A 24,623-nucleotide genomic window follows, 5' to 3' on the forward strand; every position below is an offset into this window, starting at 1 on the left:
CGCACGGTCGAAAACGATTGTGGCAACAGGCCGAATCGTACACCCGCGCCGGTAGCCGTAAGGCGATGTTGACGATACCTTCCACTGGCCTCCGGAGGAGGCAGGGTAGCCGGCGAGTGCCGGCGCGTGGGGTGGGCAAGCGGCTTGCACCACGAGGAAGCCCGCAGAATCAGGTCGGAGTCTCATGGCAAAAAAAGGCATTCTTCAAGAGCATTCCACCGCCGTCGCCTTTGCGATGCGGGTGCTCGATCTCGGTGCGATCCTGCTCTCGGCGTGGATCGCGCAACTGCTCTTCGCGCCCGATGACGACGCGCAGGGCCGGCTGCTGCGCGCCGGGGTGATGGCGCTGCTGATCGCCTTCATCGTGTTCGATCACGCACAGGTCTATCGGGCGTGGCGCGGATCGAAGCTCACCGAAGAGCTGCGCACGCTGCTCAAGGCCTGGGCCTTGACCTTCGCGGTGCTCGCCGGCGTGCTGCTGCTGACGTCGCACGGCGGCAGTGACCACTACCCGCGCAAATGGCTGGTGGCGTGGTGGTGCCTGGGGATGGGGGCCTGCGTCGCCATGCGCATGCTGCTGCGCCTGGCGCTGCGCGCCATCCGCGCGAGCGGACGGAACACGCGCACCGTGGTGGTGGCGATCGCGAACGATTTCGGCCATTCGGTGGTGGAGCGGGCGCAGGCGGCGAAATGGGCCGGTTTGCGTGTCATGGGCTACTTCGACGACCGCGAATCGGTGCCGGGCGAAGCGATTGCCGGCGTCGAATGCCTGGGCAGCCTGGAGGGCCTGGCGCCTTACGTGGAGGCCCACAACATCGACCAGGTGTGGATCGCGCTGCCGTTCCGCGCCGAAGACCGCATGCGCTACATCGTCGACGCACTGCGCCATTCCACCACCGACATCCGCCTGCTGCCGGACATCAACGGCTTCAACCTCCTCAACCACTCGATCGGCGAGGTCATCGATCTGCCGGTGATCAACCTGTCGTCGACGCCGATGGTCGGCATCAACCGTCTGGTGAAGGGACTGGAGGACCGGTTCCTCGCGGCGCTGATCCTGCTGCTGATCAGCCCGCTGATGCTCGTGATCGCCGCCGGCATCAAGCTCACCTCGCCGGGGCCGGTGTTCTTCCGCCAGGAGCGACTCGGTTATGACGGGCATCCGTTCCGCGTGTGGAAGTTCCGCAGCATGAAGGTGCACACCGAGAACGGCGGCCAGGTCACCCAGGCCACGCGCTCCGACCCGCGCATCACGCCGTTCGGCGCCTTCCTGCGGCGCACCAGCCTCGATGAGCTGCCGCAGTTCTTCAACGTGCTCGACGGCAGCATGTCGATCGTCGGCCCGCGGCCGCACGCGGTGGCGCACAACGAGCAGTTCAAGGACCGGGTCGACCGCTACATGCGCCGGCACAAGGTCAAGCCGGGCATCACCGGGCTGGCGCAGGTCGAGGGATACCGCGGCGAGACCGACACGCTGGAAAAGATGGAGCTGCGGGTCAAGAAGGATCTCGAATACATCGAGAACTGGTCGCTCGGGCTCGACCTCAAGATCATTTTCCTGACCATCTTCAAGGGCTTCATCAACCGCAACGCGTATTGAGCGGGGCCGGCCCCGCGCGCTTGATCCGCCCGCCGCGTGCTGCGCACACTGTCCGCAGATCCCGTCCCGCGGAGCCCGCCCCATGATGTCCCCCCCTCCCGACGTGACGCCGGGCGTGCGCTTGCGTTCGCCCCCCTTGCGCAGCCTGCTGGGACGCGGCGGCCCGCCGATCATCATCGGCGTGGCCGGCGACAGCGGCAGCGGCAAGAGCACCTACACCAACGGCCTGCGCCGCATGCTCGGCGACGACATCGTCGGCACCATCGCGATGGACGGCTACCACAAGGAGGATCGAGCGACCCGGATCGTCAGCGGGCGCTCGCCGCTCGATCCGGAGATGAACCACCTCGCGCTGCTGCGCGAGCACCTCGAAGCCCTGCGCCGCGGCGAAACCGTGGGCATTCCGCGCTACGACCACTCCAGCGGCACCTTCCTGCGGCCGCAGCCGTTCAGGGCGCCGCCGATCCTGGTGCTCGAGGGCCTGCACGCGCTGTACCCCGAGTTCGCGCCGCTCCTCGACTACACGGTGTTCGTCGATCCCGCGCGCGACATCAAGTGGCGCTGGAAGATCGCGCGCGACACGCAGTACCGCGGCCACGAGGTGCACCCCCTCGCCGAGGAGATGCGCCGGCGCGAATCGGCCTACCGGCGCTGGATCGAGTTCCAGAAGACCGACGCCAACGTGGTCATCAAGATCCATGCGAGCAAGCTCGCGTACCTGGCCAATCACGAGTACTGGGGCAAGCCGCCGGCGGACGCCTACCACATGGAGCTGATCTTCCAGCCCATGCATGCGCCGCTGCCGAACCTGCGCCTGTCGTTCAACCTGGCGCGCATGCTCGGCGAGGATCCACTGCCGTTCGCGCTGTGCGTCGTGCCGCGCAGCTACTGGGGGCGGCGCGCCAACGCCATCCACCTCGACGGGCTGATGCCGGCGCGCGCCGTGGGCGTGCTGCAGCGCCAGATCATGCGCTTCACCGGCATCACCATCGACCCCGCCGACCTCGTCGGCGTGCGCAAGCACGAGCGCATGCCGGCGATCCTGTTCACCCAGCTGCTGGTCACCTGGCCGATCCTCGAGCACGTGGCCTATCTGCTGCAGAGCCGCATCGACGCGGCATGAGCGCCGACCGCCGTGCGCTGGCCGCCGCCGCGCTGCTCACGCTGGCGATGGCGGTGCTGATGATCTGGCTGGTGAACGTGGCATGGGCCCGGCTGCCGTCCTGGCTGATGCTGCCGCTGTGCCTGCTCCTCGCCGTCGCCCTGATCGGGACGCCGATCTACGCGCTGCTGAAGTGGTCCGAGGCGCGGCTGGCGCGACGGCAGCGTGACCAGCAGGTGCCGCCGCGACGCTGAGTGCATCGCGCGAGCCCGCCGTCACCGCCTTTGACATTCTGCATATCAGGTCTACGGTTGGGCATGCCCGGTGCGCGCCGGCCGTGCGCCTGCGCCGGAAAGTGAGCGGCCGTGCGGCTGCGGCAGGGGTGAACGGATGCTGACGGAGGTGGCGCAGTGGCGGGATTCGCGGGAATCGCGGCGGCAGGGCGCAGCATCGAGCGTTTGCTCGAACACGCCTTCCGCCAGGACGAACCCATCGCCGGACGCCATACCCGCGCCGTGCTGATCCGCACCGCCGACCTCGAACGCACCGCGCTGCCGACCGCGATCGGCACGCCGGCGCTGTCCATCCTGCCTTACCGCGTCACCCACAACGCCGCCACGCGCGCGGCCTGGTCGGCCATCGGCAGCATCGAGGGGCGCGCGCGGCTGCCGCTCGACCTGCACGTGCTGCTCACGCCCTGGGCCGACAACGCCGAGGCGGAACTGCGCATCCTCGGCCGGGCCATGCAGGCGCTGGAGATCCAGCCCATCCTCGCCGGGCCGCTGCTGGCGCCGATCACCGACTGGGCCACCAACGAGGTGGTGCAGGTCACCTTCGAGGTCCTCGAACCGGATGCGCTGATCCACCTGTTCGATGCGCTGCCGATCGAGTTCCGCCTGAGCGTGTCGTACGTCGCCCGGGTGATCCGGGTCGATGCGCGCCAGGCCCGCCCCGAGCCCGAGGCCACCACGGTGGTGCTCGGCGGCCAGCCGGGGCTCGCGCCATGAACGTCGTGCTCGACGCCCGCTACGCCGAGATCCTGCAGCGGCTGGCGCTCGGCGTGGAGCCGCGCGACGCCCTGCGCAACGCGCGCGTGCTGCACCCGCTGCAGGTGGCGCTGGAGAACGGCCCGCCGGGGGCGCGGCTCGAGCGCCACGCCTCGGCGCTGTTCGCGCTGCGCTGGCAGGCCGGGCAGACGGCCTCGCTCGACTACCGCCTCGACGATCCCACGCGCCGCTACGTGCCGCGGCGCCTGCGCGTGCCGGTGCTGACGGCGGCCGACTTCGCCGCCGACCCGACCCGCACCCCGCTGTTCGCGAGCCGCCCCGGCCTGTTCCCCGGTGCCGCGTACGACCTGTCGCCGACCGCGACCGGCCTGCGCGGGCGCGTGCTGCGGGCGGACCAGCCGTTGCGCTGGGCGCGCATCACCGTCACCCGCACGGCCGGCACCGCGGTGCTGGCGCGCGCGCACGGCGACGACCGCGGCGACTTCGTGCTGCTGCTGCCGGCGAGCGTGCGCAGCGGCGAGCTGGTCGAGACGATGTCGCTGCGCGTGCACGTGTTCGGCCCGGCGGTCGCGCCGGAGCCGGCCGACGCCGGCGTCAGCGCCGATCCGCTGTGGGACCTGCCGGTCGAGCCGGTGCCCCTGCCGCCGGCGCCGGACGAGGTCACCCCCGGCCTTGCGCTGCCGCCGGGCTATGTCGAGTTGCTGGCGCAGAACGTGGACTTTCCACTTGGCAGGATGCGCAGCACCCCTGCGTTCCTGATTCCCTGAACGGTCGCGCATCCCGCGCGCGAAGGAGCGGCCCATGCCCGAATACCTGGCTCCCGGTGTCTACGTCGAGGAAGTGAGCTTCCGCTCCAAGTCGATCGAGGGGGTGCCCACCAGCACCACCGGCTTCGCCGGCATGGCGCGCTTCGGGCCGGTGCATTACCCGCGCGGGCCGAGCAGCTCGACGCCGCGCCTGATCACCAGCTTCACCGAGTACGAGAGCGTCTACGGCGGGCTCGATCGCCTCTACGTCGGCCCGACCGGGCAGGACGAGCGGCTCGGCTTCCTCGCCCACGCCGCGCGCGCGTTCTTCGCCAACGGCGGCCAGCGGCTCTACATCTCGCGGGTGTTCGTGCCGCGCGCGACCGACGATCTCGACGACTACCCCGGCTGCGCGCGCCGCGCGGTCAGCGTGCTCGACATCCAGGCCACCTGGCGCGCGCGCTGGCCGGGCAGCCACGGCAACGTGCTGGTCGAGACCCGCGCGGTGCGCAGCAAGAACGTCGCGGTCAACTTCGGCGCGCTGTTCCCGGCGCCGGACCCGCGCAACGCCTGGGGCGTCCAGGCGCGGCGCGCCAAGGCCGGCGCGGTGGTGGAGATCATCGCCGGCGGCACGCCGCCGGTCGGCAACGCCCCGCTCAGCGCCGCCACGCTCGCGGTGGTCGAGGTCGACGCCGAGGGGCGGCAGAGCTTCCGCCGCGGCGCCGCCCTGGTGGTGCCGGCGGCGACCGACGTGATCCAGCTCGTCGAACTGCAGGTGACGGTCACCGAGAACGCCGAGAGCGTTCGCGTCTACGACGAACTCGGTGCCGACCCGCAGCAGAAGCGCTACCTCGGCCACATCCTGCAGCGCGACGACCCGGAGGACGAGAACGCCGCGGTGTGGCTCGACTACGAGCCGACCACCTCCGCCGACCCGCAGGCGGCCTTCCTGCCGGCGCTGCTGATGGTGGCGCTGCAGGGCAACCCGTCGCCGCGCCTCGCCGGCGGCCATGACGGCCTGCTCGCCGAGCCCGACGACCTCGCCGGCGAGGAGGCCGATCCCGACGATGCCAGCCGGCCCGCCACCGGGCTCGCCGCGCTCGGCGAGATCGACGACATCGCCATCGTCGCGCTGCCCGATGGCGGCACCTACGACGACGACACGCTGTGCGCGCAGGCGGCCGACCGCCTGATCGGGCACGCCGAGCGCCTGCGCTACCGCATCGCCGTGGTCGACGCGCCGGTCGGCAGCTCGCTCACCGAGATCCGCAGCTTCCGCGGCCGCTTCGACAGCAAGTACGCGGCGCTCTACCACCCGTGGATCCAGATCCTCGACCCGCTCGAGCGCTCCAGCCAGGGCGCGCCGCCGCGCCGCCTGCTGCTGCCGCCGAGCGGCTTCGTCACCGGCATCTACGCGCGCAGCGACGTCGAGCGCGGCGTGCACAAGGCACCGGCCAACGAGGTGGTGCGCGGCCTGACGCAGTTCGAGATCAACATCAACAAGGCCCGCCAGGACGTGCTGAACCCCGAGGGCGTCAACTGCCTGCGCTTCTTCGAGGGGCGCGGCAACCGCGTCTGGGGCGCGCGCACGATGAGCTCCGACCCGGAGTGGAAGTACGTCAACGTGCGCCGGCTGTTCATCTACATCGAGCACTCGATCGACAAGGGCACGCAGTGGGCGGTGTTCGAGCCGAACGGGCCGCGGCTGTGGGCGAACATCCGCCAGACCGTCGAGGACTTCCTGCTGGTGCTGTGGCGTGACGGCGCGCTGCTCGGCGACAAGCCCGAACAGGCCTACTTCGTGCGCTGCGACCGCACCACGATGACCCAGAACGATCTCGACAACGGCCGCCTGATCTGCCTGATCGGCATCGCCCCGGTGAAGCCGGCCGAGTTCGTGATCTTCCGCATCGGTCAGTGGACCGGCGACGCGAAGCAGTAAGGAGACGCGACCATGGCCACGTTCCGCGACAATCCCTACGGCGCCTTCAACTTCCTCGTCGCCCTCGGCACCGGTGCCGAGGAGACGGTGGTGGGCGGCTTCTCCGACGTCAGCGGCCTCGGCTTCGAGGTCAGCTACTCCGAGTACCGCAACGGCAACGAGAAATTCAACACCGTGCGCAAGGTGCCCAACACCCACAAGGTGGACGACGTCACCCTCAAGCGCGGCCTGATCGGCTCCACCGACCTGTTCGAATGGCTGAAGACCGTGCGCGACGGCACCCCCGAAGTGCGCCAGGTCAGCATCACGCTGCTCGACGAGGCGCGCCAGCCGGTCGCCACCTGGACGCTGCGCAACGCCCAGCCGAAGAAGTGGACCGGCCCGACGCTGGCCGCGAAGGGCGGCGGCGAGGTGGCGATGGAGGAGCTGTCGCTGGTCCACGAAGGCCTCGAGTACAAGTGAGATGAGCACGCCCCCGCGCGCCGTCGTCCCTGAGCCGCCGACCCCGCCGCGGAGGGGGGTAGTGTCGTCGGCTGCTGCGACTGCGGTGAACGGATGAGCGCGCGCCTGCCCGTGCCCACGATCCCCGGCGTGCACTGGGAGAACGTGCCGCCGGCACCCGTGCTCGCCGGCGTGCGCATGGACGTCTGCGCCTTCGTCGGCGTGGCCCCGCGCGGGCCGGCGCGGCTGCCGGCGCTCGCCGAGCGCGACGACGGCCGGCCGTGCCTGGCGGCGGCGGGCGCGGGGCTGCGCAGCGTCTACGCGGCGGTCGAGAGCTTCGACGCCTACCGCGCGCTGTACGGCGGCTTCGAGGGGCCGGGGCTCTTGCCGTACGCGGTCGCCGCATTCTTCGAGCAGGGCGGGGTGCGGGCGCTGATCGTGCGCATCGTGCCGACCGCCGCCGCACTCGCCGACGGCATCGCCCGCGGCACGCTCGACGGCGTGACGGCCGCCGGCGCGCCGGTGACGCTGCGCGCACGCGACGAAGGCAGCTGGGGCAACGGCCTGCGCGTGAACCTCGGCTACCGGAGCGCGCCGCTCGCGCTGGTCGCCCCCGACCTGACCGGGTTCGAACTGCTGCAGGCCGGCGATGCGCAGGTCGGCGACCTGCTGCGTCTGCGCCTGCCCGGCGGCGTGCTGGCGCTGCGCTTCGTCGCCACGATCGTCGCCACGCCGCACCCGAACGCCGCCGGCGAGCGCCTGTGGGCGGTGCTGGACGCGCCGCTGCCGGCGGTGCCGGTCGCCGCCGAGCGGGTCAGCGGCACGCTGCAGGCCGACGACGGCGCCGGCCGCGTCGAGCGCCACGACGACCTCGGCTTCGATGCCCGCCATCCGCGCTGGCTCGCCGACGTGCTGGTGGCCGAGTCGACGCTGCTGTGGCCGGAGACCGCGTGGAGCGATCTCGGCCTCGTGCCCGTCGACGCCGAACTGCCGGAGCCCGTCGCGCTCGCCGCGACCGCGCCGTTCGCCGGCGGCGCCGACCGCTACGCCGAGATCGTCCCCGAGGACTTCTTCGACCCCGGCTGGACGCCCGGCGACGAGGAGCCGGGCGCCGGCGTGCAGGCGCTCGCGCAGGTCGAGGAACTCGCGCTGCTGGTGGTGCCCGACCTGTACTCGCCGGAGCCGCTGGTGGCGGTCGACCCGGTGGTGCCGGTGGTGTCGCTCGCCGGCGCCGACTTCGCGCCGTGCTTCGACCTGCCACCGACCGCGCCGCCGGCGCTGCCGCCCGCGGCCGAGCTCGACGGGCTGCGCCTGGACCCGCGGCTGCCCGCCGACCGTGAGCGCATCACCGAACTGCAGCGCGCGCTGGTCGACTTCGCCGACACCGAACGGCGCTTCATCGTGCTGCTCGACGTGCCGCCCGGCCTCAGCCAGGCCGCCATCCTCGCGTGGCGCGGCGCCTTCGCCAGCGCCTGGGCCGCGGCCTATCACCCCTGGCTCACCGTCGCCCGTCCCGACGATGCGCGCGATGCGCTGATCCGCATTCCGCCCGCGGCGGTCGCCGCCGGCATCGTCGCGCGCGAGGAGCGCGAGCGCGGGGTGATGTTCGGCCCCGCCAACCGCATCGCCGCCACCGTGCTCGGCCCGGTCGAGCGCCTCGACGATGCCGCGCACGGCGTGCTGCATCCGGTCGGCATCAACGTCTACCGCGCCGAGCGCGACGGCGTGCGCCTGTCGGCCGCGCGCACGCTGTCGCGCGATCCGCAGTGGCGGCAGTTGTCGGTGCGCCGGCTGGTGACGCTGATCGCACGCACGCTCGAACGCGAACTGCAGTGGCTGGTGTTCGAGCCGCACACCGCCGCCACGCGCAGCGCGGTGCGCCAGCAGCTCGACGCCTTCCTCGGCCGCCTCTACCGCGCCGGGGCGTTCCGCGGCGCCACCGAGGCCGAGGCCTACTTCGTGCGCTGCGACGAATCCGTGAACCCGCCGGCGGTGGTCGACGCCGGGCGGCTGATCGCCGAGATCGGCGTCGCCCCCGCCGAACCGCTCGAATTCATCGTGCTGCGCCTGGCCCGCGACGGCGACGGCGCGCTCGTCGTCGGAGCCTGAGCCATGGAACTCGCCCGCACCTTCCGCTTCCGCGTGTCGCTGCGCCGCGCCCCGCAGATCGAGTCGGGCAGCGGCAGGCCCGGTGATACCCCCGGCGGCGCGCCGCTCGGCGACGGCGGCTTCCAGGAGGTCAGCGGGCTCGACCTGGAGATGGACGTGCAGGAGCTGCTCGAAGGCGGGCGCAACGACGGCGTGATCCGCCGCGTCGGCCGCGCCAAGTATTCGCCGCTGGTGCTGAAGCGCGGCATGTTCTACGGCGGCGCGGGCGGCGGCCTGTCGCTCGGCATCAGCGCCAGTGCGAGCGCGAGCGTCGGGGCCGGCATCGGCGGCGGCGGCGCTGGGCTGAGCGCGAGCGCGAGCGCGAGCCTGAGCCTCGGGGTCGGCACCGGCGGCGGCGGGGGCGGCGTCAACCGCGAACTGTGGGAGTGGCTGCAGGGCGTGACCAGCGGCGTGCGCCCGGTGGCGCGCTACGACGGCGTCATCGAGGTGCTCGGCTACGGCCAGGACGTCGTCGCCACCTGGGTGTTCGACCGCGGCCTGCCGGCGCGCATCAGCGGCCCCAGGCTCGACGCCAAGACCGGCGACATCGCCATCGAGGAACTGCAGATCGCCCACGAAGGGCTGCGGCTGGTGGCGTCATGAGCCGCGCCGTCGTGACCGGCCACACCGGCAGCGGCCGCCGGCCGCTGCCCTCCGGGGACCGCTTCGAGACCGGGGTGCCCGGCCGCGCCTGAGGCGTGTCCGGCACCGGGAGCCCGACCATGCCGCAGCTGACCAAGGCCACCCTGTTAGCGATCGACAGCGACGGCAATCCGCTGTCGGGCGAGCAGCCGATCCCGGTGCAGTTCAACCCGGCGACGCTGCGCCTGTCGCTGACCAACAACAACAGCGGCAGCGCCTCCACCGGCGACCAGGCCCGGCAGTTCCTCGGCTCGAACTCCACCGAGCTGAGCTTCGACCTCGAGTTCGACACCGCCGACGAGGGCAGCACCGAAACGCCGCGCTCGGTGCGCGAGCGTACCGCCGACATCGAGCGCTTCGTGCTGCCCCCCGGCGAACCCGGCTCGAAGGAGTCCCCGCCGCGGGTGCGTTTCCACTGGGGCGACCTGACCATCGACGGGCTGATCAGCAGCCTGTCGATCGACTTCGACCTGTTCGCCGCCGACGGCAAGGCGCTGCACGCGAAGATGGGCGTGACCATCCGCGAGCAGGACGCCAAGTACCGCCTGCTGCCGAACGCCGGCGCGCGCGACAACGCCCCGGCGCCGGGCGCGGGCCTGCCGGGCTCGGCGGGCTTCTCCGCCGGCGTCGGGCTGTCCGCCTCGCTCGGCCTGTCGGCGTCGCTGGGGCTGTCGGCCTCGCTCGGCTTCTCGGCGTCGGCCGGAATCTCGCTCGGCGCCTCGGCGCAGATCGGCGTGGCACTGGAGGGCGAGAGCGCGGTGGGCTTCGCGGCGCGGGTCGGTGCCGACCCGGCGGCCTGGCGCGCGCTCGACTTCGGCGGGGGCGACCCGCTCGCACTGTCCGCCGGCGCCGAGATCGCCTTCGACACCAACGTGCGCGTGAACCCCGGCGTGGGCACCGCCACCGGCGTGGCGAGCGGCGCCGGGGCGGGCGTGGAGGCGAACACCGGGCTCGCCGGCGGCGCCGGGGCCGGCCTCAAGCTCGCCGCGGCCGGTGGCGTCGGTGCGGCGCTGGCGCAGGCCGACGCGAGCCGTACCGCGAGCGCCGCGGCGACGACCCGCGCGGCCTTCGGCGAAACCCCGGCGCCCGCCGCGTCGGCGGCCGCGGGCACGGCGGCGGGCAGCATCGCCACGGGGGCGCCGACCAGCGCCACGGCAACTGCGTCGACGGCCTCGGCGGCGCGTGCAGCCGTGGTGGCGCCGCCGCGGCCGGCCCCGCCGGCGCCCGACCCGCGCGCCACCTCGTTCGGCTACGGCGTGCCGCTGCGCCCGACGCTGACGCCGGCCGGCAGCGAGCGCAGCGGCGCGCTCGCCGGCGCGGTCGCGCTGCGCCGCCCGGCACCGCCCGCGGCCGCGCCCGATCCGACACAGCCGGCCTGGCGTGGCGGCGTATCCATCACCACCCCGGCGACAGCTCCGCGCGGGGGGCCGTGCGGCTGCCGCGGAGGGTGCCGCTGATGCCCGTGCACATCGAGGAACTGCAGACCGACGTCACCACCGAGGCTCCCGCCACGCCGCCCCCGGCCACGCCCGCGGCCGACGAGGACTGGCAGCAGCGGGAGCGCGCGCGCGCCTGGATCGAGCGGCTCGCCGCCGATCGCGCGCGCACCTGCGCGGAGGGCTTCGATGACTGACCCGCTGTACTACTCGACCGCCCCGGTCTTCTCGGTGGACGGCACCGTCAAGGGCGAACTCGCCCGCGACCTGCTGCGCCTCGAGGTCGAGGAGGACACCGCCGGCCTGCGCACGCTGATGGCGAGCTTCATCGCCCAGGGGCCGCAGTCCGGCGAGGCCGCCGAGGTGCAGCTCTACCTCGACGGCGCGGTGCTCGACTTCGGGCGCCGGCTCAGCGTGTCGATCGGCCCGCCCGATGGCGCGCGGCGCATCTTCGACGGCGTGATCAGCGCGCTGGAGGCCGATTTCGCCGGCGGGCGCGTGCCGCGGGTCGCGGTGTTCGCCGAGGACGCGCTGATGAAGCTGCGCATGACGCGCCGCTCGCGCACCTGGGAGCGCATGAGCGACGCCGACATCGCGAGCGAGATCGCGGGCCTGCACGGGCTGTCGGCGGCGGCCGATGCCGACGGTCCGACCTGGGACGTGGTGCAGCAGTGGAACCAGAGCGATCTCGCCTTCCTGCGCGAGCGCGCGCGGCTGATCGGCGCCGAGCTCTGGTGCGCCGACGACACCCTGCACTTCGCCACGCGCGACCAGCGCACCGCCACCGAACTGACGCTGGTGCAGGGCGGCGACCTGCTCGGCGCACGCCTGCGCGCCGACCTCGCGCACCAGCGCCTGTCGGTCAAGGTCGGCGGCTTCGATGCCGGCGCGCGCGAGCGCATCGACGAGGAGGGCGCCGAGGACGCGGTGCAGGCCGAGGTCAGCGGCGGGCGCACCGGCATCGCGGTGCTCGGCGAGGTGTTCTCGGAGGCGGCGACCTTTCGCGTGCGCGAGGTGCCGCTCGAAACCGCCGAAGCCCGCGCCATCGCCCGCGCCGAGTTGCTGCGCCGCGCCCGGCGCTTCGTCACCGTCGGCGGCACCACCCGCGGCACGCCCGACCTGATGGTCGGCAGCCGCCTGCGCCTGGAGCGCGTCGGTCCGCCGTTCGAGGGCGACGGCTACTACGTGACGCGCGTGCGTCACACCTACGACCTCACCGACGGCCATCGCACGCATTTCGAGGCCGAACGCGCGACCATCGGGGTGACGTCATGAGCGGAGCCTGGCGCAGCGACGGCGACGCCCGCCGCCATTTCGGCGTCTACCCGGCGATCGTCACCGACATCGTCGACCCCGACAGCCTCGGCCGCATCCAGGTCAAGTTCCCCTGGCTCGGCGAGGCTGGCGACGCGGTGCGCGCGTGGGCGACGCTGCTCACGCCCTACGCCGACGACGACCAGGGCTTCCTGGTGTTCCCGGCGGTCGACACCCAGGTCGTGGTGGCCTTCGAGGCCGGCGACCTGCGCCGGCCCTACATCGTCGGCTCGGCGTGGAACGGCGCCGAGGCGCAGCCGGAGAGCCCGCAGGCGGCCAACAACAAGCGCCTGATCAAGACCCGCTCCGGCAGCCTGCTGGAGTTCGACGACACCGACGGTGCCGCCAAGGTCACGCTGTCGATGGCGAGCGGGCACGTGCTGGTGCTGGACGACGCCGCCAACGAGGTCAAGCTGACCCACGCCAACGGCTGCACCGTCACCCTCAGCGTGTCGGGGCAGGTGCAGATCACCGCCAACAGCACGGTCGAGGTCACCGCCTCGGCGGTGAACGTGCACGCCGCCACCGCGACCTTCGACGGCATCGTCAACTGCACCACGCTGGTGGCGTCGTCCGGCGTGGTGTCGCCGTCGTACACGCCCGGCGCGGGCAACATCTGGTGAGCGCCGTGGCCGTCAAGCACCCCTGGCTGCTGCTCGGCCCCTGGTACCGCTGGGCGGTGCCGGGCCGGCCGAGCGCCGGGCGCGGCTCGCGCCCGCAGATCCAGAAGTACGACAGCTCCAAGCTGGTCGATACCTTCCTCGCCGACCCGCAGCGCAGCCTGCGCTACACCGACGAGGACCGCGTGCACGTGGTGCAGACGCTGGCGCCGCTGGTGCCGGCGCTGTGGAACGGCCTGCGCCGGCGCCTCGCCGACACCCACTACGCGCCGAGCGCGACGCGCAAGCTGTTCCTCGACCTGCACAAGCGCTTCTACCTCTTGGTGTGCGAGCTGCACTGCGACGCCGCCGGCCTGCCCAGCGTCGACCGCAACGACGTCTGCGAGGCCGGCTTCGTGCTGCGCCGGCGCGTGGTGCGCGGGCTGACGCCGGCGGCGCTGGACGCGGTGAAGCCGGTGATCGAGGGCCTCGCCAGCGCGCGCGCCGAGCTCGGGCTGCTCGACGGCATGGCGCCGGCCGACGAGCGCGGCTGGCTCGCCCGCGCGCTCGGCGGCGCGGTGTTCGACGCCGGGGTCGCCGGCGCGCGCGAAGGGCGGCGGGCGCTGGCCGAGGCGCGCCTCGGCGAGCTCGGCGCGCAGTTCGACGCCTGGGTGGCCACCTACGGCATCAGCAGCGAGCTGCAGGGCTGGCGCGTGCTCGCCGACCGCGTCGGGCGCTGGGAGGCGGTCGGCGAGACCCCGGAGCAGACCTTCGAGCAGGTGCTGCCGCTGTACCCGCGCGTGCCCGATCCGCGCCAGCCCGACACCGGCTACGGCCGCACGCTGTACTTCGGCCTGGTGCCGACCGGTGCGGCCGACGTCGACGAGGCCGGCAAGCCCAAGCTCGACGCCGACACCCGCTACGAGCTGCGCGCCTTCGTGCGCCGGCGCAAGCCCGGCTGCCCGCAGCCGAGCGGCCGCCCGCCGGGCAAGCCGGTGTGCAAGGGCCAGGTGTACTGGAGCCTTTCGACCGAGACCTTCCAGCTCGCCGCGCCGTTCGACCTCGACGGCACCAGCCACCAGCCGGTCAACGTGCCGCTGCCCGACCTCAACGCGCTGCGCGCGCAGGCGGCGAGCGCCAGGCCCGAGCACGCCGCGCTGCGCCTGGTGGCGCCGCCGGACTCGCAGCTCGAGTTCACCGCCGACGACGCCGCCAACGTCGTCCCCGGGCTGCCGTCTGGGCAGATCTGCTCGTTCTCGATCCCGCTGATCACGATCGTCGCGACCTTCGTCTTCAAGCTCTTCCTCGGCCTCGTGGTGCTGATCTTCAACCTCTGGTTCCTGCTCGCGTTCCGCTTCTGCTTCCCGCCGAGCATCTCGCTGTCCGCCGGCGTCAGCGCCGAGCTCGACGCGCGGCTGCCGTCGATCGAGGCCGATTTCGCGGTGTCGCTGGAGGCGGACTTCGAGGCCGACTTCTTCGGCCCGCCGCCCGACGACGCGCTCGAGCAGCAGATCGACCTGCACTTCGACGCCAACGCCCGCGCCGCGACCGTCGACCCGCTGGCGCCGGTGGCGCGCGCGCGGCTGGTCGGCGGCGTGGCCGGGGCCTCGGCCAAGGCCGGGCGCGGCGAGATCGCGCCGCTCGCCGGGCTGGAGTACGAGGTCGCCGTGCAACCGGAGACGCCCGCATGAACCGTCTCGACCGCCTGGGCCGCGGCTTCGCCTTCCCCTGGGTACCGGACCGCGAGGGCCGGCTGGTCTGGCGCAGCGGCGACGACAAGCTGCGCGAGGCGATCCGCCTGATCCTGTCGACCGAACCCGGCGAGCGGGTGATGCGCCCCGGCTTCGGCTGCGGGCTGCGGCGCTACCTGATGCAGCCCAACACCACCGCCACGCGGGCGCTGATCGCGCGCGAGGCGCAGCTCGCGCTCGGGCGCTTCGAGCCGCGCATCGCAGTGCAGGCGGTCAACGTCGACCCCGGCGAGGACCCCGCGCTGGTGCTGATCCGCGTCGCCTACGTGCAGCTCGCGGACGGCCGGCGCGACAACCTCGTCTACCCGTTCTACCTGGAGTGACGCCGCCATGACGCTGCAGAGCTCGGTCATTCCCGGTCCGGTCCTCGACGATCGCGACTGGCAGCAGTTGCGCGACGACCTGGTGCGGCGCATCCCGGTGTACACGCCGGAGTGGACCGACCACAACGCCTCCGACCCGGGCATCACGCTGATCGAACTGTTCGCGCACCTCGCCGAGGGCGTGCTGTTCCGCTTCAACCAGATCCCCGAGGCGACGCGCCTCGCCTGGCTCAACCTGCTGCAGATACCGCCGCGCCCGGCGACCCCGGCGAAGGCGATGGTGGCGCTGTCGACCGCGCAGTCCGCCGGCGTGCTGGTGCCGCTCGGCGCCGAGCTCGCCGCCGGCAAGCTGCCGTTCGAGAGCGAGACCGAGGTCACCGCGTGGCCGCTGTCGGTGCGTGCGCTGGCGAAGGCGCGCGCCGCCACCCCCGACCCCGACACCGAGCCCGAGGCGCACGCCTTCGCGCTGCGCGCGATCGACAGCCTCGGCGACGGCCCGGTCAACCCGGCGTACTACGAGGCGCGCACGCTCGACCCCGAGGGCGCCGGCGAGCCGGTGGACTTCACCACCACGGTCGACGGCACGCTGTGGATCGCCGTGCTCGGCGAGCGCGGCGCCGAGCTCGCCCGGCTCGCCGACGCCACGCTCAACATCGGCTTCGTGCCGACCGCCGAGGTGCCGGCGCTCGCCGACGTCTCGGCCTGCCCCGGCGTCGGCGCCGGCGGGCCGCGTTACGCGGTCGAGTGGCGCATCTCCACCGCCACCTTCGACGGCGACGAGCCGCGCTACCGTGCGCTCGCGGTGGTCGGCGACACCACCGCCGGGCTCACCCGCGAGGGCGTGGTGCGGCTGCGCCTGCCGCCGGCCGGCGTCGCCGTCGGCGACTTCCCGGTCGACGACCCCGACCGCCTCGGCACCGGCGCGCTGCCGCCGGTGCTGGCCGCGCCGGACCAGGCCAAGCTGCTGTTCTGGCTGCGCGCGTTCCGCGTCGACGGCACCGGCATCGGCGCGGTGAGCTGGGTCGGCGTCAACGCCGTGCAGGCGCTGCAGGCGCGCACCGCGCGCCCCGAGCTGGTCGGCACCGGCAGCGGCCAGCCGGGGCAGCGCCTGCGCCTCGCGCAGCGCCCGGTGCTGGTCGACAGCCTCGCGCTCGAAGTCGAGGAGGCCGACGGCTGGCAGCCCTGGCAGACGGTCGACGGCTTCCACGCCAGCGGCCCGCTCGACCGCCACTACGTGCTCGACCCGGTCGCCGGCGAGGTGGTGTTCGGCGACGGCATCCGCGGCGCGCCGCCGCCGCTCGGCGCGCGGGTGCGCGCGGTGCGCTACCGCGTCGGCGGCGGCGCCGCCGGCAACGTCGCCGCCGGCGCGATCGACAAGGTGGTCGCGATCGGCGGCGTCAAGGCGAAGAACGCGCTGCCGGCCTACGGCGGCGGCGATGCCGAGAGCCTCGCCGCGGCGCTCGGGCGCATCCCGCTCGAGCTGCGGGTGCGCGACCGCGCGGTCACCGCCGAGGACTTCCGCGCGCTCGCCCGCGCCGTGCCCGGCGTGGCGCGCGCCGAGTGCCTGCCGCGCGTCGATCCGGCGCACCTCGGCGTCGAGGCCGCCGGCGTGGTCAGCGTGGTGGTGTGGCCGGCGAACGACCCGGCGCATCCGAACGCGCCGCTGCCCGACCGCCGGCTGCTGCGCGCGGTGTGCGAGTACCTCGACGCGCGCCGCCTGGTCACCACCGAGCTCTACGTGATCCCGCCGGTGTACCGGCCGGTGGCGGTGACGGTGGGGCTGCAGGCCAAGCCCGGCTACGGCATCGACGCGGTGCGGCGCTGGGTCGAGACGGTGATCCGCCAGTACCTCGCGCCGCTGCCGCCGTACGGGCCGGGCGGGGAGGGCTGGCCGCTCGGGCGGCGCGTGCACGGCCCCGAGCTCGAAGCCGCGGCGCTGCAGGTCGAGGGCGTCGAATACCTCGAAGGGCTGGAGGTCGCCGAGCGCGTGACCGCGACCGACGGCAGCGTGAGCTGGGTGTCGGGCACCGTGGTGCTCGCCGCACACGAGGTGGTCGAGCTGGTCACGATCAGCGTCACCCAGGGCGCGCCGGCCGCGGTCGGCGCCGACCTGCCGCCGCCACCCACCACCGACGAGCAGGGGCAGCCGGCCGCGCCGGTGCCGGTGCCCGTGCTGCGCGACGAGTGCTAGCCGGCCATGCCCGCGCCGCGCGCCTTCCTGCACATCGCCGGGCCGGACCTGTGGCGACGCTGTGGCCACGACGGCACCGCGCTGGTCGGCGACGTCGTCGGCCTGGCCTGGGAGGACGTGCCGGGTGACGGGGCCGTCGGCCCGGTGCCCGCGCTCGCCGCCGCGCTCGCCTTCGACGCCCGCTGCCGCCTGTACCGCAGCCGCCCCGAACTCGGCCAGCTCGAACGCCTGCGCTGGGCGGCGGCCGATCCGCTCGCCGGCGGCGTGCCCGCCGCCGAGCCGGTGGCGCTGTTCGCGCCGCCGCCGGAGCTGCTCGGCGGCGACTTCGCCCCGCTCGCGCCGCCGACGCCGCCGGCGCCGCTCGGGCTCGCCGTCGATGCCGCCGGGCAGTTGTTCGTCGGCCTCGCCGATGCGCCCTGCGTGCTGGTGTACGCCCCCGACGAGCGCCGCCTGCTCGCCCGCCACGCGCTGCCGGGGCGCCCGCTCGGCCTCGCCGCCGCCGGCCTCGCGGTCTACGCGCTGCACGCCGGGCCCGTCGGCCTGGTGCGGCTGTCGGCGCACGGCGGCGTGCAGCCGCTGCCGCTGCCGGCCGGCTGCAGCGCGCCGTCGCGCATCGCCGCGACCGCCGACGGCGCGCTGTTCGTGCTCGATGCCGCCGGCACCGAGGCCGCGCAGGTGTTCGCGCTCGCCGGCGGTGCGCCGCGGGCGCTGCCCTGGGCCACCGACCTGGTCGCGGTGCGGGTCGACGACGCCGTCGAGCTCACCGTCGCACGCCGCCCCGGCGAGACCTTCCGCCGCCTGCGCCTGGGCGCCGACGGCGGCGAGCAGCCGCCGCTGAAGGCGCGCGGCTACGACGGCCGCGGCATCGCGCTGACGCCGGACGGGCGCATCGTCTACTGGACCGCGCGCGGGCCGCGCCATGCGGTGCCGGCGCGGCTGGTGTACCGGGCGCAGGCGCGCGTGGTCGGCTTCCGCCTCGACGGCGAGCGCTACGGCCAGCGCTGGGGGCGGGTGTTCGTCGAGGCCTGCGTGCCCGCCGGCGCGCGCCTGTCGCTCGCCTGCATCAGCGCCGACGAGCCGATCGAGGACGCACCGACGGTCGAACGCACGCCGCCGGTCAACCTCGCCGACGACCCCTCGCGGCTGCCGCCGCACCCCGAGGCCTCGCCGCCGCTGCCGCCGCTCGCGCTGCTGCCGACGCAGGTCGGGGGGCTGCTGCACCGGCGCGCCGACGGCCCGCCGGACGCCTTCCCGCCGCCCGCCGAAGGCGAGGCGGTGCGCTTCGTGACGCTGGAGGCGCCGGTGCGCGCCGCGCCCGGGCGCTTCCTGTGGCTCTCGCTGCAGTTCGAGGGCGACACCCGCGTCACCCCGCGGGTGCGGGCGCTGCGCGTGGAGCGCGACGCGCACGACTGGCTCGAACGCCTGCCGCGCGTGTTCGCCGAGGACGCCGTCGCCGCCGATTTCCTGCGCCGCCACCTGGCGCCGTTCGCCGGCCTGCTCGGCGAGGTCGACGCCCGCGCGCAGGCGCGCCACGCGCTGCTCGACCCCGCCGGGGCGCCCGAGGAGGTGCTGCCGTGGCTGGCGAGCTTCGTCGGCCTGGTGCTCGACGAGCGCTGGCCGCCCGCGGCGCGCCGCCAGCTGATCGCCGAGGCCGACTGGCTGTTCCGCTACCGCGGCACGCTGCCGGGGCTGACGCGCTTCATCGAGCTCGTCACCGGCAGCCGCGCGCTGCTGGTCGAGCAGTTCCGCCTGCGCGGGCTCGCCGCCGGCCCGCTCGACGCCGAGGGCGGCGCCGTGCTCGGCGCGGGGCTGCGCGTGGGCGGGGCGATCGGGCGCAGCGCGCAGCCGCAGGCCGGCGCCGCCGAGGTCTACCGCCGCGACGCGCACCGCTTCACGGTGATCGTGCAGGCCTGGCTCGACGCCGAGACCGCGGCGGTGCTGCGCGACCTGCTCGAGGTGCACCGCCCGGCGCACACCGTCGTCACCGTCTGCGGCGTCGCCGGCGGCATGCGCGTCGGCGTCGGCCTGCACCTCGGCCTCAGTTCGCTGCTCGGCCCGGGGGCTGCCTGGGGCGGGCTGGTGCTGGGCGCGGCGACGCTCGGGCGCGATCGCGTGCTCGGGCGGCCGCGGCCCGGCTTCGATCCCGGCGCGAGCCGGCTGGGGGAGACCGGCCATGTCGGCTGACGACGGGCGCAGCAGCATCCGCCGCTGGCGCAACCGCTACCGCGGCGTGGACCGCGAGCAGCGCGCGCGCCTGGAGGGCATCCGCCGCCGGATGAACGAGCAGGCGCTCGGCCTGGCGATCGAGGAGCTCGGGCTCAACCACGAGTTCGTCTGCCTGCGCGAGGTGCGCGTGCCGGTGCTGCTGCACGTGCAGGAACCCGACGCCAAACTGCTCGCGGACTGGAGCCGGCTGATCGCCTACGGCATCGCCGCGCGCATCGCCGAGGGCGACGACGGCGTGGTGCGCTACCCGAGCCGGGTCGCGGCGATGGCCGACTTCTGCGCCTGCGTCGCCCGCGGCGACCACCGCCGCGCCTGGGCGTGGCGCCGCTTCGGCCTGAACGTCGACGGCCCGTCGGCGGCCGAGCGCGTGCTGCACTGCCTGCTCGAGGTCGACTCGCTGACGCTGCCGGCGCTGAAGCACCTGGCGGCGGCCGGCACGCTGGCGCCGGTGGCGGCGCAGCTCGGCCCGGCCGACTGGCAGGCGCTGGTCGCGAGCGCGATCAGCGGCAGCGAGGTGCCGGTTCTGGAGGCGCCGCCGCAGGGCGCGGCGGCGCAGGCGTGGATCGCCGCGCCGGCGTCCGCGGCGTTCAAGCGCCTGGTGCGCGCGATGCTCGCACGCTCGCTGCTCGCCGCGCCGCTGACGCCGCTGGTCGCCGCCGCGCTCGGCCGCGAGGGGGAGGGCGGACCGGCGCTGGCGCGCACCCTGGTGGCGCTGATCGCCCTCGAGACCGAGCCGCTGGTGCTGTGGAACGGTGACTACGAAGCCTGCCTGGCCGAACTCGCGCGGGCGCTGACGAACCTGCCACCGCCCGCGGCGCCGGCGCCGCCTGCCCCCGCTGCGGCAGCGCCGCGGCAGCGCACCGCGGATGACACGCCGGCGACGGCCGCGAAGGCCGGCGACGACGCGCGCGCGGCGCCGGAGCCGCGTGCGCCCAAGCGGCCGGTGCTGCACGAGTCGCGCCGGCAGCGCCCGCCCGACGAGCCGCCCCGGCTCGCCGGCCTGAGCGACTGGGTGGCGCCGACCGCGGCGGTGCCGCCCGACGCTTACGTGCCGCGCGTCGATGCCTGCACCGAGTGGGGCGGCCTGCTGTTCCTGCTGAAGCTGATCGACGAGATCGACCTGCCGCGGCGCGCCGCCGAGGACGCAGCCCTGGCCGGGCTGTCGCGGCGCTGGGTGATGCACGCGCTGGCGCTGCGGCTGGTGCCGGTCGCGCCCGACGACCCCGCCGCGCTCGCCTTCTGCGGGCTCGCCCCCGACCGTGCGCCGCCCGACCCCTGCGGCGAGGTCGACGCGGCCGCCCGGGCCTGGCTCGACGCCGCCGCCGCCGAGGTGGTGCAGACGCTGCATGCGGTGCTGCCGACGGTGCGCGTGCGCCCCGAGGAGCTGGTGACCTTCGTCTGCCGGCGGCGCGCGCGCGTGGTGGCCGACCCCGGCTGGATCGAACTGCACTTCGAGCTCGACCGGGTCGAGGTCGAGGTGCGCCGGGCGGGGCTCGACCTCGACCCGATGTACGTGCCCTGGATCGGCGCGGTGGTGAGGTTCCTGTATGCCTGACGCCGCCGCCCTGCGCCTGCACGCGGAAGCGGGCCTGCTCGCCGGGCGGCTCGCCGGCGTGCTGACGGGCGCCTTCCCGCAGGCCACCGGCGCGGTCGCCGAGGCCATCACCTGGCTCGACAGCGCCTTCCAGGCCGCGCGCGCCGGGCGCGACCCGGCCACGCTCGGCGGCGGCGCGCTCGCCCGCCCGCCCGCCGACGGGCCGCACCCGCTCGACCGCCTCGCCGGCGCGCTCGCGCTCGGCGCCACCGACGTCGACCTGCTGCTGCTCGCCGGCATGGCCGAGGTCCACGAGGGCTACGCGGTGGTGCTGCGCACGCTGCACCCGCGCGGCGAGGCGCTGGCCTCGGTCGGGCTCGCCGCGCACCTGCTCGGCCCCGGCAGCGAGGCGCGCGCGGCGCTGCGCCGGCGCCTCGAAGGCGGCACGCTGCTGCGCGCCGGGGTGCTGCGCCTGAGCGGCGAGGGGCCGTTCTTCGAACGCTCGCTGCTGCCGGCCGAGGGCCTGTGGAGCGTGCTCGGCGGCGGCCACGACTGGCCCGCCGGGCTGCGCCCGCTGGCGGTGCCGCTCGCCAGCGGCGGCCTCGCGCGCTGGTTCGCGGGCGCGCAGACCGCGGCGGTCGCGCTGCGCGAGCGCGCCGCCTGCACGCTGCTGGTCAGCGCCGAGACCGAGGACACCGCCGCCGCGCGCGCCCGCGCGCTCGCCGCGCACGCCGGGCGCGACGCCGAGGTGCTCGCCTGGCCCGCCGGCGCCGACGCCGCGCTCGAGGCCCTGCTCGGCGCGCACGCGCTGGCGCGTGGCGTGGTGCCGGTGCTGGTGCCCGCCGTCGCCGATCCCGCGGTGCCCGAGCTGCCGGCGCTCGCGGCCTTCCCCGACGCCGCGCTGGTGTGCGTGCGCAGCGGCGGGGTGCAGCCGCGCGGGCCGCGCCCGCTGCTCGCGCTCGCGGCCGAACGCCCGCGGCCCGCCGAGCTGCGGACGATGTGGCAGGAGTCGCTGCCCGAGCTGAAGCGCCAGGCGCCGACGCTCGCCACGCGCTACCCGCTCGAACCGCACCAGGCCGAACTGGTCGCCACCGACCTGCGGCTGCGCGCGGCGCTGGTCGGCCGTGCGCCGACGCTCGCCGACGTCGCCGAGGCGGTGCGCGGGCGCGCCCAGGCCACGCTCGCCACCGGCGTGGCGCGGCGGCGGCCGCGGGCGCGCTGGAGCGACCTGATCCTGCCGGCCGACCGCCTCGCCCAGTTACGCGAGGCCTGCGCGCGGCTCGCCCACCGCGAACGCGTGCTGGAGCGCTGGCGCTTCGCCGAGACGCTCGGCGGCGGCAGCGGCGTGCGCCTGCTGTTCGCCGGGCCGCCCGGCACCGGCAAGACGCTCGCGGTCGACGTGCTCGCCTCCGAACTCGGCCTCGACGTGCTCGCGGTGGACCTGTCGCGGGTGGTGTCGAAGTGGATCGGCGAGACCGAGAAGAACCTCGCCGGGGTGTTCGCCGCCGCCGAGCAGGCGCAGGCGGTGCTGTTCTTCGACGAGGCCGACGCGCTGTTCGGCCGGCGCACCGAGGTCAGCGACGCCCACGACCGTTACGCCAACCTGGAGACCGCCTATCTTCTGGCGCGGCTCGAACGTTTCGAGGGCCTCGCCGTGCTCGCCACCAACCTGCGCCAGAACCTCGACCCGGCCTTCCTGCGCCGGCTCGAGTTTCTGGTCGAGTTCGAGGAACCCGACACCGCGCAGCGCCTGGCGCTGTGGCGGCTGCACCTGCCGGCGGCCGCGCCGCTCGCCGCCGACGTCGACCTCGAGGAGCTCGCCGAGCACTACCCGCTGGTCGGCGGGCACATCCGCAACGCCGCCTTCGCCGCCGCCTTCCTGGCCGCGGCCGAGAACACCGCGATCGCGCGCGCGCATCTCGTGCACGCCATCCGGCGTGAATACGAGAAGGCCGGCCGCGCCTTCCCCGGGGATTTCACGGAACGCTAGCCGGAGGACCACCCACATGGCCGCACCCGTTTCGCTACTCGAATTCGCCCAGCAGCAACAGGCCGCGGCCGCGCCGGCGCTCGCCGCGGCGCAGGCCGCCGCCGCGCAGGCGCGCGCCGCGCTCGCGCTGGTCCGCGACCGTCGTGCCGCCGCCGCCAGCGCCGGCGCGGCGTTCGCCCGCGAGGCCGCGGCGCTGCGCGCCGAACTCGCCGCGATCGTGATGCCGGCCGACGGCGAGCCGCTGCTGGAGGCGCTCGAACGCACCCTCGCGGCGCAGCAGGCGAACGCCGCCGAGGCGCTCGACGCCGAGCGCGCCGAACGCTACGCCGCGGCCGAGGCCGCCCGCGCCGAGGCGGTGCTGAGCGCCACCGCGCGCCGCGCCCGCGCCGCCGAGGCCGCGCTCCCCGGCGCCGAGGCCGACGCCGCGCGGCGCGACGCGCTGCGCACCCGCCTCAACGGCGCGGAGTTCAGCGACCTGCGCACGGCGGCCGACGCCGCGCTCAACACCGCCCCGGCGAACGCCGCGCTGACCGCCGCCGATGCGCGGGTGAGCGGCGAGTTCCCCGCCGCGCTGCTGACCCGGGCGCTCGCGCGCCTCGCCCGCGCGCAGGCGCGGACCACCCGCAGCGGGCTCGCCGACGTCGCCGCCGCGGCCGCGGCGGCGAGCTTCGGCACCACCCACGACGGCACCCTCGGCCAGGTCGCGATCGCCACGCGCGCGCTCGAAGGCGCCGAGGCGCTCGCCGCGACCCACGCCGGCACCGCCGCCGAGCGGCTCGCGGTGGCCGCGGCGCGGCTCGCCGCGATCCCGCAGGAGCCCGCGCTCACCGCCGCGCAGGTGGCGCGCATCACCGATGCCGCGCTCGACGCCGCGCGCACCGCCGCCGCCGACGGCGAGGCCGCCCTCGATGTGCTGCGCGATGCGGTCGACACCGCGCGCGCCACGCTCGCCGGGCTGCTGCTCGACGCCTGGCGCGTCGACATCGACACCGACCCGGCGAGCGTGCCGGCGATCGTCACCGCGCAGGCCGACCTCGCCGCCGCCGAGGCCGCGCTGGCGCCGGTCGAGGCCGCCTGGAACGCCCCCGAACACGCCCGCGACGCCGCGGTGACGCTGCTCGCCGAGCGCGTCGCCGCGCTCGCCGCGGCCGAGGCGGCGGCGAGCGCCCGCGGCGAGGACCCGGCCACCGACCCGGCGGTGATCGCCGCGCGCGTCGCCGTGACCAACGCCGGCAACGCGCTCGACGCCGCCGAGGTCGCCTGGCGCGCGTCGCCGAAGGCGGTGCTCGGCGTGTGGTGCGCGACCGTGCCGGATACCGCGTGGCGGCGGCTCGCCGACCTCGAGGCCGCGCGCGCGACGCTGACGCAGCTCGCCGGGCAGGACCCGGCGGCGCTCGCCACCGCGCTCGGTGCCGCCGAGGACGCGCTGCTCGCCGCGCTGATCGCCGCCGACAAGGCCGCGCGCGGCGGCGAGTGGCTGCAGCAGGAGGCCGCGCGCGACGCCGCGCGCGAGGACTTCGAGAACGCCGCCTTCGCGCGCGCCGTCTTCGCCGGGCTGCGCGCGGGCGTGGCGCCGTAACCCGAGAACCCCGAGGCACGTGCTCCCGCCGCCGCGGCGGCGGGTTCCATCA

At 75.2% G+C, this 24,623-nt stretch carries 20 protein-coding genes; all 20 read left to right on the plus strand.

Features of this window, described 5'->3' with window-relative positions:
- Positions 1-184: 184 nt before the first annotated feature.
- The 20 genes from EV699_RS12795 to EV699_RS12885 all read left to right on the plus strand — a co-directional run bounded on the left by EV699_RS12795 (position 185) and on the right by EV699_RS12885 (position 24,571).
- Positions 185-1,600 (plus strand): undecaprenyl-phosphate glucose phosphotransferase, encoded by a 1,416-nt coding sequence (locus EV699_RS12795; RefSeq protein WP_132543314.1) that lies wholly within the window; start codon positions 185-187, stop codon positions 1,598-1,600.
- 82 nt (positions 1,601-1,682) lie between these two features.
- Complete coding sequence (locus EV699_RS12800) at positions 1,683-2,723, plus strand: phosphoribulokinase (protein WP_243662657.1); 1,041 nt, start codon at positions 1,683-1,685, stop codon at positions 2,721-2,723.
- A complete protein-coding gene (locus tag EV699_RS12805; RefSeq protein WP_132543317.1) occupies positions 2,720-2,956 on the plus strand; it encodes a hypothetical protein in 237 nt (78 codons plus the stop codon). The genes EV699_RS12800 and EV699_RS12805 overlap by 4 nt, the downstream gene beginning before the upstream one ends.
- A 156-nt stretch (positions 2,957-3,112) precedes the next feature.
- Complete coding sequence (locus EV699_RS12810; protein WP_132543319.1) at positions 3,113-3,709, plus strand: Pvc16 family protein; 597 nt, start codon at positions 3,113-3,115, stop codon at positions 3,707-3,709.
- Positions 3,706-4,476: a hypothetical protein gene (locus tag EV699_RS12815; protein ID WP_132543321.1), complete on the plus strand. Its 771-nt coding sequence runs from the start codon at positions 3,706-3,708 to the stop codon at positions 4,474-4,476. The genes EV699_RS12810 and EV699_RS12815 overlap by 4 nt, the downstream gene beginning before the upstream one ends.
- Before the next feature lie 34 nt (positions 4,477-4,510).
- Complete coding sequence (locus EV699_RS12820; protein ID WP_132543323.1) at positions 4,511-6,397, plus strand: phage tail sheath family protein; 1,887 nt, start codon at positions 4,511-4,513, stop codon at positions 6,395-6,397.
- Between the two features lie 12 nt (positions 6,398-6,409).
- Positions 6,410-6,859, plus strand: coding sequence for a phage tail protein (locus EV699_RS12825; RefSeq protein ID WP_132543325.1), 450 nt, complete (start codon positions 6,410-6,412; stop codon positions 6,857-6,859).
- Between the two features lie 93 nt (positions 6,860-6,952).
- Positions 6,953-8,947: a phage tail sheath family protein gene (locus EV699_RS12830; RefSeq protein ID WP_132543327.1), complete on the plus strand. Its 1,995-nt coding sequence runs from the start codon at positions 6,953-6,955 to the stop codon at positions 8,945-8,947.
- A gap of 3 nt (positions 8,948-8,950) precedes the next feature.
- Positions 8,951-9,589, plus strand: a complete 639-nt coding sequence (locus EV699_RS12835; RefSeq protein WP_243662658.1) for a phage tail protein — start codon at positions 8,951-8,953, stop codon at positions 9,587-9,589.
- A gap of 119 nt (positions 9,590-9,708) precedes the next feature.
- Complete coding sequence (locus EV699_RS12840) at positions 9,709-11,085, plus strand: CIS tube protein (protein ID WP_132543329.1); 1,377 nt, start codon at positions 9,709-9,711, stop codon at positions 11,083-11,085.
- A complete protein-coding gene (locus EV699_RS19970; protein ID WP_165904128.1) occupies positions 11,085-11,261 on the plus strand; it encodes a hypothetical protein in 177 nt (58 codons plus the stop codon). The genes EV699_RS12840 and EV699_RS19970 overlap by 1 nt, the downstream gene beginning before the upstream one ends.
- Positions 11,254-12,339: a phage late control D family protein gene (locus EV699_RS12845; protein ID WP_132543331.1), complete on the plus strand. Its 1,086-nt coding sequence runs from the start codon at positions 11,254-11,256 to the stop codon at positions 12,337-12,339. The genes EV699_RS19970 and EV699_RS12845 overlap by 8 nt, the downstream gene beginning before the upstream one ends.
- Positions 12,336-13,001, plus strand: coding sequence for a phage baseplate assembly protein V (locus EV699_RS12850; RefSeq protein ID WP_132543333.1), 666 nt, complete (start codon positions 12,336-12,338; stop codon positions 12,999-13,001). Before EV699_RS12845 ends, EV699_RS12850 begins: the two co-directional genes overlap by 4 nt.
- On the plus strand, positions 12,998-14,668 hold the full coding sequence (locus EV699_RS12855; protein WP_165904129.1) for a hypothetical protein: 1,671 nt from the start codon (positions 12,998-13,000) through the stop codon (positions 14,666-14,668). The genes EV699_RS12850 and EV699_RS12855 overlap by 4 nt, the downstream gene beginning before the upstream one ends.
- Complete coding sequence (locus EV699_RS12860; protein ID WP_132543337.1) at positions 14,665-15,051, plus strand: GPW/gp25 family protein; 387 nt, start codon at positions 14,665-14,667, stop codon at positions 15,049-15,051. The genes EV699_RS12855 and EV699_RS12860 overlap by 4 nt, the downstream gene beginning before the upstream one ends.
- 7 nt (positions 15,052-15,058) lie before the next feature.
- Complete coding sequence (locus EV699_RS12865; protein WP_132543339.1) at positions 15,059-17,242, plus strand: putative baseplate assembly protein; 2,184 nt, start codon at positions 15,059-15,061, stop codon at positions 17,240-17,242.
- Between the two features lie 6 nt (positions 17,243-17,248).
- Positions 17,249-19,426 carry a phage tail protein gene (locus EV699_RS12870; protein WP_132543341.1) on the plus strand — a complete coding sequence of 726 codons (2,178 nt, stop codon included), beginning with the start codon at positions 17,249-17,251 and terminating at the stop codon, positions 19,424-19,426.
- Positions 19,416-21,023, plus strand: a complete 1,608-nt coding sequence (locus tag EV699_RS12875) for a hypothetical protein (protein WP_132543343.1) — start codon at positions 19,416-19,418, stop codon at positions 21,021-21,023. The genes EV699_RS12870 and EV699_RS12875 overlap by 11 nt, the downstream gene beginning before the upstream one ends.
- Positions 21,016-22,992, plus strand: coding sequence for an ATP-binding protein (locus tag EV699_RS12880; RefSeq protein WP_132543345.1), 1,977 nt, complete (start codon positions 21,016-21,018; stop codon positions 22,990-22,992). The genes EV699_RS12875 and EV699_RS12880 overlap by 8 nt, the downstream gene beginning before the upstream one ends.
- 16 nt (positions 22,993-23,008) lie before the next feature.
- Positions 23,009-24,571: a hypothetical protein gene (locus EV699_RS12885; protein WP_132543347.1), complete on the plus strand. Its 1,563-nt coding sequence runs from the start codon at positions 23,009-23,011 to the stop codon at positions 24,569-24,571.
- The last annotated feature ends 52 nt before the right edge of the window (positions 24,572-24,623 follow it).

This window comes from Plasticicumulans lactativorans (assembly GCF_004341245.1).
In the GTDB taxonomy this organism is placed as follows: Bacteria; Pseudomonadota; Gammaproteobacteria; order Competibacterales; family Competibacteraceae; genus Plasticicumulans_A; species Plasticicumulans_A lactativorans.